General features: G+C 61.5%; 17 protein-coding genes. 12 read left to right on the top strand and 5 right to left on the bottom strand.

Annotated elements, in window-relative coordinates; all coding sequences use genetic code 11:
- The first annotated feature begins 186 nt into the window (after positions 1–186).
- From ACJ8KE_RS03030 to ACJ8KE_RS03070, 9 genes are all read left to right on the top strand, one after another.
- Positions 187–1,857: a methyl-accepting chemotaxis protein gene (locus ACJ8KE_RS03030; RefSeq protein WP_004934873.1), complete on the top strand. Its 1,671-nt coding sequence runs from the start codon at positions 187–189 to the stop codon at positions 1,855–1,857.
- A gap of 76 nt (positions 1,858–1,933) precedes the next feature.
- Positions 1,934–3,550, top strand: coding sequence for a methyl-accepting chemotaxis protein (locus ACJ8KE_RS03035; protein WP_016927287.1), 1,617 nt, complete (start codon positions 1,934–1,936; stop codon positions 3,548–3,550).
- A 37-nt stretch (positions 3,551–3,587) separates the two neighbouring features.
- Positions 3,588–4,460 (top strand): protein-glutamate O-methyltransferase CheR, encoded by an 873-nt coding sequence (gene cheR, locus ACJ8KE_RS03040; RefSeq protein WP_025159837.1) that lies wholly within the window; start codon positions 3,588–3,590, stop codon positions 4,458–4,460.
- Complete coding sequence (locus ACJ8KE_RS03045) at positions 4,460–5,509, top strand: protein-glutamate methylesterase/protein-glutamine glutaminase (RefSeq protein ID WP_016927288.1); 1,050 nt, start codon at positions 4,460–4,462, stop codon at positions 5,507–5,509. Before cheR ends, ACJ8KE_RS03045 begins: the two co-directional genes overlap by 1 nt.
- Before the next feature lie 102 nt (positions 5,510–5,611).
- Positions 5,612–6,001 carry a chemotaxis response regulator CheY gene (gene cheY / locus ACJ8KE_RS03050; protein ID WP_004934862.1) on the top strand — a complete coding sequence of 130 codons (390 nt, stop codon included), beginning with the start codon at positions 5,612–5,614 and terminating at the stop codon, positions 5,999–6,001.
- 10 nt (positions 6,002–6,011) lie between these two features.
- Positions 6,012–6,656 carry a protein phosphatase CheZ gene (gene cheZ, locus ACJ8KE_RS03055; RefSeq protein ID WP_028128107.1) on the top strand — a complete coding sequence of 215 codons (645 nt, stop codon included), beginning with the start codon at positions 6,012–6,014 and terminating at the stop codon, positions 6,654–6,656.
- 165 nt (positions 6,657–6,821) lie between these two features.
- A complete protein-coding gene (flhB, locus tag ACJ8KE_RS03060; protein WP_016927290.1) occupies positions 6,822–7,973 on the top strand; it encodes a flagellar biosynthesis protein FlhB in 1,152 nt (383 codons plus the stop codon).
- Positions 7,966–10,044, top strand: coding sequence for a flagellar biosynthesis protein FlhA (gene flhA / locus ACJ8KE_RS03065; protein WP_442517089.1), 2,079 nt, complete (start codon positions 7,966–7,968; stop codon positions 10,042–10,044). Before flhB ends, flhA begins: the two co-directional genes overlap by 8 nt.
- A complete protein-coding gene (locus ACJ8KE_RS03070) occupies positions 10,044–10,448 on the top strand; it encodes a flagellar protein FlhE (protein WP_016927292.1) in 405 nt (134 codons plus the stop codon). The genes flhA and ACJ8KE_RS03070 overlap by 1 nt, the downstream gene beginning before the upstream one ends.
- A 2-nt stretch (positions 10,449–10,450) precedes the next feature.
- On the opposite strand, the gene ACJ8KE_RS03075 is transcribed toward ACJ8KE_RS03070, so the two are convergent.
- The 5 genes from ACJ8KE_RS03075 to flgA all read right to left on the bottom strand — a co-directional run bounded on the left by ACJ8KE_RS03075 (position 10,451) and on the right by flgA (position 12,923).
- On the bottom strand, positions 10,451–10,753 hold the full coding sequence (locus ACJ8KE_RS03075) for a helix-turn-helix domain-containing protein (protein WP_015378258.1): 303 nt from the start codon (positions 10,751–10,753) through the stop codon (positions 10,451–10,453).
- On the bottom strand, positions 10,746–11,045 hold the full coding sequence (locus ACJ8KE_RS03080) for a type II toxin-antitoxin system RelE/ParE family toxin (RefSeq protein WP_394853034.1): 300 nt from the start codon (positions 11,043–11,045) through the stop codon (positions 10,746–10,748). The genes ACJ8KE_RS03075 and ACJ8KE_RS03080 overlap by 8 nt, the downstream gene beginning before the upstream one ends.
- A gap of 309 nt (positions 11,046–11,354) precedes the next feature.
- The gene (locus ACJ8KE_RS03085; RefSeq protein ID WP_079451517.1) at positions 11,355–11,789 is read right to left on the bottom strand and encodes a flagella synthesis protein FlgN; all 435 of its coding nucleotides are present in this window, start codon (positions 11,787–11,789) and stop codon (positions 11,355–11,357) included.
- A gap of 39 nt (positions 11,790–11,828) precedes the next feature.
- Positions 11,829–12,140: a flagellar biosynthesis anti-sigma factor FlgM gene (gene flgM, locus ACJ8KE_RS03090; RefSeq protein ID WP_016927295.1), complete on the bottom strand. Its 312-nt coding sequence runs from the start codon at positions 12,138–12,140 to the stop codon at positions 11,829–11,831.
- 129 nt (positions 12,141–12,269) lie between these two features.
- Positions 12,270–12,923, bottom strand: coding sequence for a flagellar basal body P-ring formation chaperone FlgA (gene flgA / locus ACJ8KE_RS03095; RefSeq protein WP_049299124.1), 654 nt, complete (start codon positions 12,921–12,923; stop codon positions 12,270–12,272).
- A 160-nt stretch (positions 12,924–13,083) separates the two neighbouring features.
- On the opposite strand from flgA, the gene flgB reads away from it, so the two are divergent.
- Genes flgB through flgD form a run of 3 tightly spaced genes read left to right on the top strand, consistent with a single transcriptional unit; the run spans position 13,084 to position 14,597 of the window.
- Positions 13,084–13,497: a flagellar basal body rod protein FlgB gene (gene flgB, locus ACJ8KE_RS03100; RefSeq protein WP_015378256.1), complete on the top strand. Its 414-nt coding sequence runs from the start codon at positions 13,084–13,086 to the stop codon at positions 13,495–13,497.
- Positions 13,498–13,502: 5 nt separating this feature from the next.
- Positions 13,503–13,907: a flagellar basal body rod protein FlgC gene (gene flgC, locus ACJ8KE_RS03105; RefSeq protein WP_004934826.1), complete on the top strand. Its 405-nt coding sequence runs from the start codon at positions 13,503–13,505 to the stop codon at positions 13,905–13,907.
- 12 nt (positions 13,908–13,919) lie between these two features.
- Complete coding sequence (gene flgD, locus ACJ8KE_RS03110) at positions 13,920–14,597, top strand: flagellar hook assembly protein FlgD (RefSeq protein WP_016927297.1); 678 nt, start codon at positions 13,920–13,922, stop codon at positions 14,595–14,597.
- Positions 14,598–14,634: the final 37 nt, after the last annotated feature.

The following is a 14,634-nucleotide window of genomic DNA, read 5'->3' on the forward strand; positions in this document are numbered from 1 at the left end:
TCAAGGGGCGGGGCGCCGCCCCCTTTAACCTTCACTTTCCCTGATCTGTCGCGATGGCTTCAGCCGCGCCCGGAACCCCCACTAAAAATAGTTACTTTCCCGCATAAAGTTTTGCCGCACGGCGCCGATAACTCTCACATTCAACGTCATCAGAGCCTGTCAGCGCGGGCTTCAACAAGGGAAATCATGTTAAATCGTATGAAGGTGGTCACCAGCCTGTTGCTGGTGTTGGTGCTGTTTGGCGCCTTGCAGTTGATTTCGGGCGGACTGTTTTTCTCCTCGCTGAAAAGCGATAAGGAAAACTTTACCGTCCTGCAAACGATCCGCCAGCAGCAGCTGCAGCTGAGTGAAAGCCGCGTTGACCTGCTGCAGGCGCGTAACTCCCTGAACCGCGCCGGTATTCGCTACATGATGGATACCAACAAGATCGGCAGCGGCGCCACCATTGATGAACTGCTGGCCAAAGCGAAGGAAGAGCTGGGTGAAGCGGAAAGACACTACGCCGCGTACGAGAAAATTCCTCAGGACCCGCGCCAGGATCCTCAGTCGGCGGAACGCCTCAAGCAGCAGTACGATGTGCTGTACGGCGCGCTCTCCGAGCTGATCCAACTGCTGGGCGAAGGCAAAATCAACGCTTTCTTCGATCAGCCTACGCAGAGTTACCAGGACAACTTTGAGCAGAGCTACAACGTTTATCTGGAGCAAAACGGCAAGCTGTACCAAATCGCGGTCGACGGCAGCAACAGCTCCTACAACTCGGCCATTTGGACGCTGATCGTGGTGCTGGTGGTGGTGCTGGCGGTGATCGTACTGGTCTGGACCGGTATCCATCACATCCTGGTGCGCCCGCTGAACCGCATGATCGACCACATCAAACAGATCGCCGCCGGCGACCTGACTCAGCAGATCGTCGTCAACAGCCGCAACGAAATGGGCGTGCTGGCGGCCAGCCTGAAACACATGCAAAGCGAACTGATCGAAACCGTCAGCGGCGTGCGTCAGGGCGCGGACGCCATCTACAGCGGCGCGTCAGAAATCGCCGCGGGCAACAACGATCTCTCCTCCCGCACCGAGCAGCAGGCCGCGTCGCTGGAAGAGACCGCCGCCAGCATGGAACAGCTGACCGCGACGGTGAAACAGAACGCCGAAAACGCCCGTCAGGCTTCACAGCTGGCGCTGAGCGCCTCCGAAACCGCGCAGAAAGGCGGCAAGGTGGTGGCCAACGTGGTGCAGACCATGCACGACATCGCCGGCAGTTCGCAGAAGATCGCCGATATTACCGGCGTGATCGACGGCATCGCCTTCCAGACCAACATCCTGGCGTTGAACGCCGCAGTGGAAGCGGCGCGCGCCGGCGAACAGGGCCGCGGCTTCGCGGTGGTGGCCGGTGAAGTGCGCAACCTGGCGCAGCGCAGCGCACAGGCGGCGAAAGAGATCAAAGGCCTGATCGAAGACTCGGTCAGCCGCGTCGATATGGGCTCCGTGCTGGTGGAAAGCGCCGGGGAAACCATGGGCGACATCGTCAACGCCGTCACCCGCGTGACCGACATCATGGGCGAAATCGCCTCGGCTTCGGACGAGCAGAGCCGCGGCATCGATCAGGTTGGCCAGGCGGTAGCGGAAATGGACCGCGTCACCCAGCAGAACGCCTCGTTGGTGGAAGAATCCGCCTCGGCGGCGGCGGCGCTGGAAGAACAGGCCAGCATGCTGACCCAGTCGGTAGCGGTATTCCGCTTGAGGTCGGAAGGCCAGGAAGAGTTTAAGGCGCCTGTCACCAGCAAGGCGCCGGTAACACCGGTAATCAATCATAAGAAAATGAACGCCAGCGATCTGCAGGATAACTGGGAAACGTTCTGACCGGTATCGGGCCTCTCTCGCAGAGGCCCTTTTCCCTACGTAGGCCGGTCGCCGGCCGGCTGCAAGGAGGTTCACAGTGTTTAACCGAATCCGTATCTCTACCAGCTTGTTCCTGTTGTTGATGACCTTCTGCGTTCTGCAGTTGGCCAGCAGCGGCCTGTCGTATTCCGCGTTTCGCTCCGATAACCACAACCTCGACATCATCACCCTCGGCAGCCAGCAGCGCGATTCGCTCAGCCTGAGCTGGGTGTCGCTGTTGCAGGCCCGCAATACGCTGAACCGCGCCGGCACCCGCGCGGCGCTGAAACTGCCGCAGGAGCAGGTGAACGAATTGATGAGCAGCGCCCGCAGTTCGCTGCAGAAGGCCGACCTCTATTTCAATCAGTTCATGGCGGTTGAACGCAGCAGTGAACAGCAGAACCAGCAGACGGCCACCACCAAGGCCAGCTACGAGCGGCTGCGCGGCGCGCTGCGTGAACTGATCGGTTTCCTGGAAAAGGGCGAGCTGCAGGCGTTTATGGATCAGCCGACGCAGAAAACCCAGGACCTGTTTGAGGCTGACTTCGTGCAGTATTTGCAGTTGGTCAATGGCGACATCAGCGAGGCTCGAGACGCCAACCAATTCTCCTTCACGCTGGCGGGCCTGATGCTGGCGGGGGCGGTCTTGATGCTGATCGTGGTGACCGGCAGCGCCATGTGGTGGTTGCGCACCATGTTGGTACAGCCGCTGAACCAAATCCGCAGCCACTTTGAACGCATCGCCGCCGGCGATTTGGCGACGCCGATTCAAGTGTATGGCCGCAATGAAATCAGCATGTTGTTCGCCAGCCTGCAACGCACGCAGCAGTCGCTGATCGGTACCGTCGGCGCGGTGCGCGACGGTGCGGAGTCGATTCTGATCGGCCTGCAGGAGATCGCCGAAGGCAATAACGATCTCTCTTCCCGTACCGAGCAGCAGGCCGCTTCGCTGGAAGAAACCGCCGCCAGCATGGAACAGCTGACCGCGACGGTGAAGCAGAACGCCGACAATGCGCGGCAGGCCTCTCAGCTGGCGCGCGACGCTTCGGCCACCGCGGCCAAGGGCGGCGAACTGGCCGGGGACGTGGTCACCACCATGCACGATATCGCCAACAGTTCGCAGAAAATCGGCGCCATCACCAGCGTGATCGACGGCATCGCCTTCCAGACCAACATTCTGGCGCTCAATGCGGCGGTGGAAGCGGCGCGCGCCGGCGAACAGGGGCGGGGTTTCGCCGTGGTCGCCGGCGAGGTGCGCAACCTGGCGAGCCGCAGCGCGCAGGCGGCGAAAGAGATCAAGGTGCTGATCGACGAATCGGTCAGCCGCGTCAAACACGGCTCGGTGCTGGTGGAAAATTCCGGCGCCACCATGCAGGACATCGTGCGTTCGGTGACGCGCGTAACCGACATCATGGGCGAGATCGCCTCGGCATCGGATGAACAGAGCCGCGGCATCGAGCAGGTGACGCAGGCGGTGACCCAGATGGATCAGGTCACCCAGCAGAACGCCGCGCTGGTGGAAGAATCCGCTTCTGCCGCCACCGCGCTGGAAGAGCAGGCCATTACCCTGGCCGACGCGGTCGCGGTATTCCGTCTGGCGGACGATAACGTCGTCGCGTCAGGTAACAGCAGCAACGCAGTTTCACCCGTGGTAAAGGAAGCCCAAGATTGTTAAACCGCATAAGCAGCACGTTTTTCTCCGGTGAGGCGGCATGAAACAGGCGCCGTCAACTTCTAACCGGGATACAGCGTCGATGTTGACGCAAATGGTGCAGCGTCTGCCGCTGTCGGACGTGCATTTTCGCCGTATCAGCCAGTTGATTTATCAACGCGCCGGCATCGTGCTGGCGGAGCATAAGCGCGAGATGGTTTACAACCGCCTGGTGCGCCGGCTGCGGCTGTTGGGATTGCACGATTTCGGCGACTACCTGGCGCTGCTGGAAAGCGATCCGAACAGCGCGGAATGGCAGGCGTTCATCAACGCGCTGACCACCAACCTGACGGCATTTTTCCGCGAGGCGCATCACTTCCCGATCCTGGCGGAACATGCGCGCTCGCGGCCGAACGGCTACAGCGTCTGGAGCACCGCAGCCTCGACCGGCGAAGAGCCGTATTCGATCGCCATCACGCTGAGCGATGCATTGGGTCAGCGGGCCGGCAGTTGCCAGGTCTGGGCCAGCGACATCGATACGCAGGTGCTGGAAAAAGCGGAGGCGGGCGTTTACCGCCAGGAAGATCTGCGCACCCTGACGCCGACCCAAATGCAGCGCTATTTTCTGCGCGGCACCGGGCCGCATCAGGGGTTGGTGCGCGTGCGGCCGGAGTTGGCGGCGCGAGTGAACTTTCAGCCGCTGAATCTGCTGGCGCCGGAGTGGGCACTGCCGGGGCAATTCGACGCCATTTTTTGCCGCAACGTCATGATCTATTTCGATAAGGCGACGCAGGAGCGCATCCTGCGCCGCTTCGTTCCCTTGCTTAAGCCGGGGGGGCTGATGTTCGCCGGCCACTCCGAGAATTTCAGCCAGATCAGCCGGGATTTCTACTTGCGTGGGCAGACCGTGTATGGGCTGACCAAGGAGAGGTAATGAGTAAAATCAGAGTGTTATGCGTAGACGATTCGGCACTGATGCGCCAGCTGATGACGGAAATCGTGAACGGCCATGCCGACATGGAAATGGTGGCGACCGCGCCGGATCCGCTGGTGGCGCGCGATCTGATCAAAAAATTTAATCCTCAGGTGCTGACGCTGGACGTCGAGATGCCGCGCATGGATGGGCTGGATTTCCTCGAGAAGCTGATGCGCCTGCGGCCGATGCCGGTGGTGATGGTCTCTTCGCTGACCGGCAAAGGCTCGGAAATCACGCTGCGCGCGCTGGAGCTGGGCGCGGTGGACTTCGTCACCAAACCGCAGCTCGGCATTCGCGAGGGCATGTTGGCCTACAGCGAGCTGATTGCCGAGAAGATCCGCACCGCTGCCAGAGCGCGCCTGCCGCAGCGCTCCAGCAGCCCGGCGCCGGCGATCCTCAGCCATGCGCCGCTGCTGAGCAGTGAAAAACTGATCGCCATCGGCGCTTCCACCGGCGGCACCGAAGCGATTCGCCAAGTGCTGCAGCCGCTGCCGGCCACCAGCCCGGCGCTGTTGATCACTCAACACATGCCGCCGGGATTCACCCGTTCGTTCGCCGAGCGGCTGAACAAGCTGTGCCAGATCACGGTGAAAGAAGCGGAGGACGGCGAGCGCGTGCTGCCGGGCCACGCTTACATCGCCCCGGGGGATCGCCACCTGGAGCTGGCGCGCAGCGGCGCCAACTATCAGGTGAAGCTGCATGACGGCCCGGCGGTTAACCGCCATCGTCCGTCGGTCGACGTGCTGTTCCGCTCGGTGGCGCAATACGCCGGCCGCAATGCGGTGGGGGTGATCCTCACCGGCATGGGCAACGACGGGGCGGCGGGGATGCTGGAGATGCACCGCGCCGGGGCCTATACCCTGGCGCAGAACGAGGCGAGCTGCGTGGTGTTCGGCATGCCGCGCGAGGCGATCGCCAGCGGCGGCGTCAGCGAAGTGGTCGAGCTGGACAGAATGAGCCAGCGCATGCTGGCGCAGATCGCCGGCGGCCAGGCATTGCGCATTTGATTTTAGTCCGCAGGGTCTACCCGGCGGCGATATGACCCAGGTTCTCCGCGCGGTGGCCTGCGGTGTTGCATCATTAAACGGTTAACTATTTCAGGAGTAATAATGGCAGACAAAAACCTCAGATTTCTGGTTGTGGACGACTTCTCCACCATGCGCCGCATCGTCAGAAATCTGCTCAAAGAGTTGGGCTTCAACAACGTCGAAGAGGCCGAAGACGGCGCGGATGCGCTGAACAAGCTGCGCGCCGGCGGTTTCGACTTCGTGGTGTCCGATTGGAACATGCCGAACATGGACGGACTTGAGCTGTTGCAAACCATCCGCGCCGACAGCGCGCTGGCCGCGATGCCGGTACTGATGGTGACGGCGGAAGCCAAGAAAGAAAATATCATCGCGGCGGCGCAGGCCGGCGCCAGCGGTTATGTAGTGAAACCATTTACGGCGGCGACGCTGGAAGAAAAGCTCAACAAGATTTTTGAAAAATTGGGCATGTAAGGAGAGGGCGATGAGAGACATTCCAATGCCTGCCAGCGATGCAGCGACCGCGGGAGAGATCATCTCCCGCATCGGCCAACTGACCCGAATGCTGCGCGACAGCATGCGCGAACTGGGGCTCGATCAGGCGATCGCCCAGGCGGCAGAGGCGATCCCGGATGCGCGCGACCGTCTTGACTATGTCGTAACCATGACGGCGCAGGCGGCGGAACGGGCGTTGAACTGCGTGGAGGCGGCGCAACCGCGCCAGGCGGAGCTGGAATCCGGCGCCAACGCGTTGAAAAGGCGCTGGGACGAGTGGTTCGCCAATCCCATCGAACTGGACGACGCGCGTTCTCTGGTCAACGACACGCGTCAGTATCTGGATCAGGTGCCGGGCCATACGGCCTTCACCAACGCCCAGCTGCTGGAAATCATGATGGCGCAGGACTTCCAAGATCTGACCGGTCAGGTGATCAAGCGCATGATGGACGTGGTGCAGGAGATCGAAAAGCAGCTGCTGATGGTGCTGATGGAAAACATGCCGGAGCAGCCGGTGAAGGAAAAACGGCCGAACGACAGCCTGCTGAACGGCCCGCAGCTCGACCAGAACGGCGTCGGCGTGATCGCCAACCAGGCGCAGGTCGACGATCTGCTCGACAGCCTCGGTTTCTGAGGCCTTTCGGGGCGCGCGACGGCGCGCCCCGACAACAAGCCACGCAGTTTTCGTCTCATCCCCTAAATAACCCGCCTTTTTCCCCGTTGTTCCGCCAATGACATCGCCAATTTTTTGGCATGCTGACCGCCATTCTTTACCCTCCCGATACAGGAACGGCGTTTCGTGGCTGAAGACAGCGATCTGGAAAAAAGCGAGGCCCCCACGCCCCACAGGCTGGAGAAGGCGCGTGAAGACGGCCAGATCCCGCGCTCCCGCGAGCTGACCTCGGTACTGATGCTGCTCTCCGGCCTGGCGATTATCCTGATGTCCGGCAGCAACATGGCGCAACAGCTGGCGGCGATGCTCACGCAAGGTCTGAACTTTGACCACGGCATGGTCAGTAACGACAAGCAGATGCTTCGCCAACTGGGCATGTTGCTGCGTCAGGCGGTGCTGGCGCTGCTGCCGATCATGGCGGGGCTGGTGCTGGTAGCGCTCGCCGCGCCAATGCTGTTGGGGGGCATTCTGTTCAGCGGCAAGTCGATTAAATTCGACGTGAAGCGGCTGAACCCGCTGTCCGGGTTGAAGCGCATCTTTTCCAGCCAGGTGTTGGCCGAGCTGCTGAAAGGGATCCTGAAAGCGACGTTGGTCGGCTGGGTGACCGGCCTCTATCTGTGGCACAACTGGGCGGCGATGCTGCATCTGATGACCCAGCAGCCGCTCGATGCGTTGGGCAATGCGCTGCAGATGATCCTGTTCTGCGGTTTTCTGGTGGTGCTGGGGCTGACGCCGATGGTGGCGTTCGACGTGTTCTATCAGCTGTGGAGCCACTTCAAAAAGCTGAAGATGACCAAGCAGGATATCCGCGACGAATTCAAGGATCAGGAAGGGGACCCGCACGTCAAGGGACGCATTCGCCAGCAGCAGCGGGCGATCGCCCGGCGCCGCATGATGGCCGACGTGCCCAAGGCGGACGTGATCGTCACCAACCCGACTCACTACGCCGTCGCGTTGCAGTACAACGACAAAAAAATGAGTGCGCCGAAGGTGCTGGCCAAAGGGGCCGGTGAAATCGCGCTGCGCATTCGCGAGCTCGGTGCGGAGCACCGCATCCCGATGCTGGAAGCGCCGCCGCTGGCGCGTGCGCTGTATCGGCACAGCGAGATCGGCCAGCATATTCCGGCCACCCTGTATGCCGCGGTCGCCGAAGTGTTGGCCTGGGTATACCAGCTGCGCCGCTGGCGGCGCGAGGGCGGCCTGATCCCGAAAAAACCTGAACGTTTACCGGTGCCGGAAGCACTGGATTTTGCAAGAGAGAGTGACTCTGATGGCTAATTTGGCCTCCCTGCTTCGTTTGCCGGGCAATTTTAAAGATACGCAGTGGCAGGTGCTGGCCGGCCCGGTGCTGATCCTGCTGATTCTGTCGATGATGGTGTTGCCGTTGCCGGCGTTTATCCTCGACCTGCTGTTTACCTTCAACATTGCGCTGTCGATCATGGTGCTGCTGGTGGCGATGTTCACCCAGCGCACGCTCGAATTCGCCGCTTTCCCGACCATCCTGCTGTTCTCCACGTTGCTGCGTTTGTCGCTCAACGTCGCGTCGACGCGCATCATCTTGCTGGAGGGGCATACCGGTTCCGCCGCCGCCGGCCGCGTGGTGGAAGCCTTCGGCCACTTCCTGGTGGGCGGCAACTTCGCCATCGGCATCGTGGTGTTCATCATCCTGGTGTTAATCAACTTCATGGTGATCACCAAGGGGGCGGGGCGTATCGCCGAAGTGGGCGCGCGTTTCGTCCTGGACGGCATGCCGGGTAAACAGATGGCGATCGACGCCGATCTGAACGCCGGCCTGATCGGTGAAGACGAAGCGAAGAAACGCCGTGCCGAAGTGACCCAGGAGGCCGACTTTTACGGCTCGATGGACGGCGCCAGTAAATTCGTGCGCGGCGACGCCATCGCCGGCCTGATGATCATGGTGCTGAACGTGGTTGGCGGCCTGTTGGTCGGCGTCGTGCAACACGGCATGGAACTGGGGGCGGCGGCGGAAAGCTATACGCTGCTGACCATTGGTGACGGCCTGGTGGCGCAGATCCCGGCATTGGTGATCTCCACCGCCGCCGGTGTCATCGTCACCCGCGTCGCGACCGATCAGGATGTCGGCGAGCAGATGGTGGGCCAGCTGTTCAATAATCCGCGCGTGATGCTGCTGAGCGCTGGGGTGCTGGGGCTGCTGGGCCTGGTGCCGGGCATGCCGAATCTGGTGTTCCTGCTGTTTACCGCGGCTCTGCTGGGCCTGGCCTGGTGGCTGCGCGGCCGTGAGCAACAGGCGCCGAAAACGGTGGAGGATCCGGTGATGCCTGAGAATCCGCAGGCCGCCGAGGCCAGCTGGGCCGACGTGCAGTTGGAAGATCCGCTGGGGATGGAAGTGGGCTACCGGTTGATTCCGATGGTCGACTTTCAACAGAACGGCGAGCTGCTGGGGCGTATCCGTGGGATCCGCAAGAAATTTGCCCAGGACATGGGTTATCTGCCGCCGGTGGTGCACATTCGCGACAACCTGGAACTGCCGCCAGCCAGCTATCGCATCCTGATGAAAGGCGTCGAGATCGGCAGTGGTGAAGCGCAGCCGGGCCGCTGGCTGGCGATCAACCCCGGCAATGCCGTGGGCGAGCTGGCGGGAGACAAAACCGTCGATCCCGCCTTCGGGCTGGAAGCGGTGTGGATAGACAGCGCCTTGCGGGAGCAGGCGCAAATCCTGGGCTTTACCGTGGTGGAAGCCAGCACCGTGGTGGCGACGCACCTCAATCACCTGATTGGCCAGTTCGCCAGCGAGCTGTTCGGCCGCCAGGAGACCCAACAGCTGTTGGATCGCGTGTCGCAGGAGATGCCGAAGCTGACCGAAGACTTCGTGCCGGGCGTGGTGTCACTGACGACGCTGCACAAGGTGCTGCAAAACCTGCTGGCCGAACGCGTCTCTATCCGCGATATGCGCACTATCGTCGAAACGCTGGCGGAACATGCCCCGGCGCAGAGCGATCCTTATGAGCTGACGACCGTGGTGCGGGTGGCGCTGGGCCGGGCGATCACGCAGCAGTGGTTCCCGGGCAACGGCGAGATTCAGGTTATCGGGCTGGATACCCAGTTGGAGCGCCTGTTGCTGCAGGCGTTGCAGGGCGGCGGCGGCCTGGAGCCGGGGCTGGCCGATCGCTTGCTGGATCAGGCGCGCCAGGCGCTGCAGCGGCAAGAGATGCTCAGCGCGCCGCCGGTGCTGCTGGTTAACCATGCGCTGCGTCCTTTACTGGCGCGCTTCCTGCGTCGCAGCCTGCCGCAGCTCGTGGTGCTGTCCAACCTGGAGATTAACGACGATCGCCAGATTCGCATGACCTCGACCATTGGAGCCGCCTGATGAAACGCTGTCTGTTCGTATTTTGTTTGCTGGCGCCGCTCGCCGCCTATGCGGTGTCCGGCTCCTGGGTGGCCGAAGGGGCGGGCGTGACGCTGGAACAGGGCGGCATGCGTGATGAATCCGCCGCTTTGCGGCCGCCGAACGCGCTGCCGGATGCCCATGCGCGCATCACCAGCGTCAGCTGGCGCTACCGTTTGCTGGGGCCAGAGCCCGTGGGGCTGCAGGCGCAGCTCTGCACGGTGAACCGCTGCATTCCACTGGGCGGCGGCAGCGGCAGCAGTGACGGTCTGCAGGGCGAGCCGGCCAATGCGGAATTGCGCTTTATCTATTACGTGCAGTCGCAAGGCGGGTTGAACCCGCCGCTGCGGGTGATTGGCAATCAGGTGATCGTCAATTATCAGTAACATCAGGCCAGAATTTGCAGGCCGTTGCGTTCCACCAGCGTCAGCAGTTTCATCGCGGCGGAGTTCGGTTGCGCTTCGCCGCGCTCCCATTTCTGCACCGCCTTTTTGCTGACGTTGAGATACAGCGCAAACACCGGCTGACTGACGTTTTCCCGTTCGCGCAGCGCGCGGATCTCGGCCGGCCCGAACTGCTTCACCGGCCGCAGGCACAGCATGTCGAAGGTGCGCATGGTCACGTCGTCGACGAAACCGGCACGGTGCAGCCCCTGAACTTCCTGGTGGATCTCGGCAAGAATTTTACTCATCGCTTAGCCTCCGTAACTCCCTGTTGTTCAGCTGGTAGAGTCTGAATGGCGAATAATCCAGATACAGCGCAGCCAGATGTTTCAATCCCTGTAACTCATCCGTACTGATGTTTTCTCTCTCACTTTTGGCAAAGCCGCGCATAAAAAACAGGCGTTCTTCATCGCGAAAAACGATCAGTACCCGATAGCCGCCACGTTTGCCCGCACCAGCCCGAGCGATGCGCTTTTTGTATACGCAACCGCCAAGATTGGCGTCGTACAGCTGATGTTGCATCTTTCGCGCCGCTTTCACTATCCTGGCGTCGCTAATGCGCTCGCGTGCGGCAAAACCCTGAAAGGTTTTGGTGAGATATGAGATAAATGTCGACCATTCGCTCTCCCTGCGAATCTATACCCGTTAAGGGTATATTTCAAGTGGTTTAAAAATAACCACAGGGTGACAAGCGGCCAAAGGGAAAGAAACAGCCAAATTCACGCCATGCGCAGCCTGGCGCAAAGTCTTAAGTGAATTCAAAGAGTGATAGGGAGAAAATGCGACGGGATGCGCAGAAGCCGGTTAACGCATGCCCGGTGATAGGCTCACCGGGCGAAATGAGTCAGGTCAGACGCCGATTTTTCTGCCGAGCAGGCTGCCGGCGTGCGACTGGCCATCTGGGCCATACAGCGATTTGTTGTTTTTGCTGAGGATGGCCAGCGCCTGCGCGTTATGGTCGATCTGCTGATTGAGCAGCAGACCGTTGTGCTGGTTCTTTTCGCGCAGCGTTTGGCTCAGCAACTGAACGCGCTGCCAACGATCGGCCAGGGGGGCGTGGCTGGCATAGGGGGCGCGTTGCCCGCAGGTTTTTTCCTGCCCCAGGCGCTGTTGCTCGAGGTAAGCGACCGTCGCCAGCAGTTGGCTTTTGGCATCGGTGACGCGTTGCAAGGCCACGCCCGGCAACTGGCCGGAACACAGCAAGTCGTGCTCTTCCTCCAGCACGCCGTTGAGAGCCTGCAGCGTTTCCAACAGTTTGTCCAGCAGTTGTGCCAGGTTTTCCATAGTAATGACTTATCCTTTACCGCTACTCGCCGCGCGCTGTCAGTCGCGTCCGGCGATCCATTGAACATCGCTCTGCGCGTCTTGCAGCAGCGCATCGGCGATTTTGCCGGCGTCCATCTTCAGTTCGCCGTTGCGGATCGCCTGCTTGATGGCCTCGACCCGACCCATATCGATATCCTGGGTGCCCGGCTGCATCAGGCGCGCCTGCGCCTCGCTCAGTTTGACCTGCGTGCCGCTGACGGCGGTTTCCGCCACGGCGGCCTTGCGCGATTGGAGCGGGTTGTCGGCCGGGGTTTCTCGCGGTTGCACAGTGGAAACCGGCTGTAACCGCTGGGTGCGATCGATACTCATGGTCCATCTCCGTTTACGCCGTGACCGCTCGCGGGCGACGACGCTGCAATGAAAGTTTTGCGGCCCTGGTGGCCAATAAAATGCTGCTTGATTTGTCTTATCGGCAAGGTTTGCGGAACCTTTACTTTTTTATAACGTAATGCGGATCGCGCCGTCGTCCCCGACCACGCCGCTGACGATCTGCCCGGAGGCCATGCGCACCCGCACGCTGTCTTCGGCGGCGGCGTTGTTCATCGCCTTGCCCGCACCGCTGATGCTGAATCCTTCGCCCTGTGCGTTGACCTGCACCGGTTGCCCTGCCTTGATAATCCAGGCGCGGCGCAGCATGGCGAGGGTCAACGGCTGACCGGGGCTGATGTTGCGCAGGCTGACGGCGCCCACCGCTTTGCCCGCTTCGGTCAGCGCGCGCGGCGGCAGGGTATCGAGCCGGCCTGCTTTCAACGCCAGATCCGCCGCCGTCAACCGGCTGCCGGCGCTGATGCCGCGCGCCGAAACGAGATAGCGGCCGAACACCTGCACCTGCGTCTGGATAAAACGCCGCTCCTGCCCACAGCGCGCCGAAATGCTGACGTTGCCGCCGATCCGCGCGTTGGGTGGCAGCGACAGCTGCGGCAGTTCGCAAGCGGGCCATTGGTTCGGCGGCGTGCGCACCCGCACTTTTACCTGTACCGGTTCACCGCTGAACTTGCCCTGGATGAAGCTTTCGATTTGCGTCGCCAGATCGTCGGCGCGCGCGTTCAGACTGCACAGCAGGCCGATAAGCAGCAGCATTTTACCTTTCATCGTCATCTTCTCAAGCTTCATCGGGATACGCGTAAGTGTACCCGCAGCGCGCGCAGGCTAAGCAGATAAATAGCGCCCCATTTTGCGTTTATTCCCGCGATAGGGTGGCGCAGGGGGCGTTTATGCTGTCGACTCCAAATTCTAACCTCGCGGAGGGAGCATGCTCGACAAACTGGACGCGGCTCTGCGCTTTGGCCAAGAGGCGCTGAACTTGCGCGCCCAGCGGCAGGAAATTCTGGCCGCCAACATCGCCAACGCAGACACGCCGGGTTATCAGGCGCGGGATATCGATTTCGCCAGCCAATTGAACAAGGTGCTGGAGCAGGGGCGCGTCAGCGGCAACGGCATGGCGCTCAACCTGACGGCGGCGCGCCACATCCCGGCGCAGACCCTGCAGCCGCCACAGCTCGATCTGCTGTTCCGAGTGCCGGACCAGCCGTCGATGGACGGCAACACGGTGGACATGGATCGCGAACGCACCAACTTTGCCGATAACAGCCTGAAATATCAGACCGACCTGACGCTGCTCAATGGGCAGATCAAAGGGATGATGTCCGTGCTGCAACAAGGATAAGGCGCATGTCTTTACTGAATATTTTTGATATCTCCGGCTCGGCGTTATCGGCGCAATCCCAGCGCATGAACGTCAGCGCCAGCAACATGGCCAACGCCGACAGCGTGACCGGCCCGGACGGCGAACCTTACCGCGCCAAGCAGGTGGTGTTCCAGGTCGCGGCGGCGCCGGGGCAACCGACCGGCGGCGTGCGCGTCGCCCAGGTGGTGGACGATCCGGCGCCCGAGCGTCTGGTGTATCAGCCGGGCAACCCGCTGGCGGACGCCAAGGGGTATGTGCGCATGCCGAATGTCGACGTGGTAGGGGAAATGGTCAACACCATCTCCGCTTCCCGCAGCTACCAGGCCAACGTCGAGGTGCTCAACACCACCAAGTCGATGATGATGAAGACCCTGACGCTGGGTCAGTAACCGGAGCTTCCCATGGCTATTGCCGCAACCACCAACGAGTCGTTGGATAACACCGTCATCGGTAACAACAGCAAAAATACCAACAGCCAGGATCTGCACAACAGCTTCCTGACGCTGCTGGTGGCGCAGTTGAAAAACCAGGATCCGACCAATCCGATGCAGAACAACGAGCTGACGTCGCAGCTGGCGCAGATCAACACCGTTCAGGGTATCGAAAAGCTTAACACCACGCTGGGGTCGATCTCCGGCCAGATCAACAGCAACCAGTCGTTGCAAGCCACCGCGCTGATCGGTCATGGCGTGATGGTGCCAGGCAACAACATTCTGGTCGGCAGCAAGGATGGCAAGGTCAGCACCACGCCGTTCGGCGTGGAACTGGAGCGCGCCGCCGATCAGGTGACCGCCACCATCACCAACGCCAGCGGGCAGGTGGTGCGCACCATTGAAATCGGCGGCCTGACCGCCGGCGTGCACGCCTTCACCTGGGACGGCTCGCTGGATGACGGCTCCACCGCGCCCGACGGCGCCTACAAAGTGGCGATTAACGCCAAAGGCAACGGCGAGCAACTGGTGGCGCGCAGCCTGCACTTCGGGCTGGTGAACGGCGTGATCCGCGACGGCAACGGCGCCAAGCTGGATCTCGGCCTGGCGGGCAACGCCACCCTGGAAGACGTGCGACAGATCTTATAACCCCAAGCATCAGGCTCAATCGGACGATAGCCTGACC

Origin of the sequence: Serratia sp. CY56464, from assembly GCF_052168435.1 — a bacterium.
Classification (GTDB): domain Bacteria; phylum Pseudomonadota; class Gammaproteobacteria; order Enterobacterales; family Enterobacteriaceae; genus Serratia; species Serratia marcescens.

Bases quoted from the DNA above. Each gene is read 5' to 3' on its own strand.
- flgA (WP_049299124.1), bottom strand. From the start codon at position 12,923: ATGAAAGGTAAAATGCTGCTGCTTATCGGCCTGCTGTGCAGTCTGAAC.
- flgM (WP_016927295.1), bottom strand. From the start codon at position 12,140: ATGAGTATCGATCGCACCCAGCGGTTACAGCCGGTTTCCACTGTGCAA.
- ACJ8KE_RS03030 (WP_004934873.1), top strand. From the start codon at position 187: ATGTTAAATCGTATGAAGGTGGTCACCAGCCTGTTGCTGGTGTTGGTG.
- flgB (WP_015378256.1), top strand. From the start codon at position 13,084: ATGCTCGACAAACTGGACGCGGCTCTGCGCTTTGGCCAAGAGGCGCTG.
- cheR (WP_025159837.1), top strand. From the start codon at position 3,588: ATGAAACAGGCGCCGTCAACTTCTAACCGGGATACAGCGTCGATGTTG.
- ACJ8KE_RS03045 (WP_016927288.1), top strand. From the start codon at position 4,460: ATGAGTAAAATCAGAGTGTTATGCGTAGACGATTCGGCACTGATGCGC.
- ACJ8KE_RS03085 (WP_079451517.1), bottom strand. From the start codon at position 11,789: ATGGAAAACCTGGCACAACTGCTGGACAAACTGTTGGAAACGCTGCAG.
- cheZ (WP_028128107.1), top strand. From the start codon at position 6,012: ATGAGAGACATTCCAATGCCTGCCAGCGATGCAGCGACCGCGGGAGAG.
- ACJ8KE_RS03075 (WP_015378258.1), bottom strand. From the start codon at position 10,753: ATGAGTAAAATTCTTGCCGAGATCCACCAGGAAGTTCAGGGGCTGCAC.
- flgC (WP_004934826.1), top strand. From the start codon at position 13,503: ATGTCTTTACTGAATATTTTTGATATCTCCGGCTCGGCGTTATCGGCG.
- cheY (WP_004934862.1), top strand. From the start codon at position 5,612: ATGGCAGACAAAAACCTCAGATTTCTGGTTGTGGACGACTTCTCCACC.
- flgD (WP_016927297.1), top strand. From the start codon at position 13,920: ATGGCTATTGCCGCAACCACCAACGAGTCGTTGGATAACACCGTCATC.
- ACJ8KE_RS03070 (WP_016927292.1), top strand. From the start codon at position 10,044: ATGAAACGCTGTCTGTTCGTATTTTGTTTGCTGGCGCCGCTCGCCGCC.
- flhA (WP_442517089.1), top strand. From the start codon at position 7,966: ATGGCTAATTTGGCCTCCCTGCTTCGTTTGCCGGGCAATTTTAAAGAT.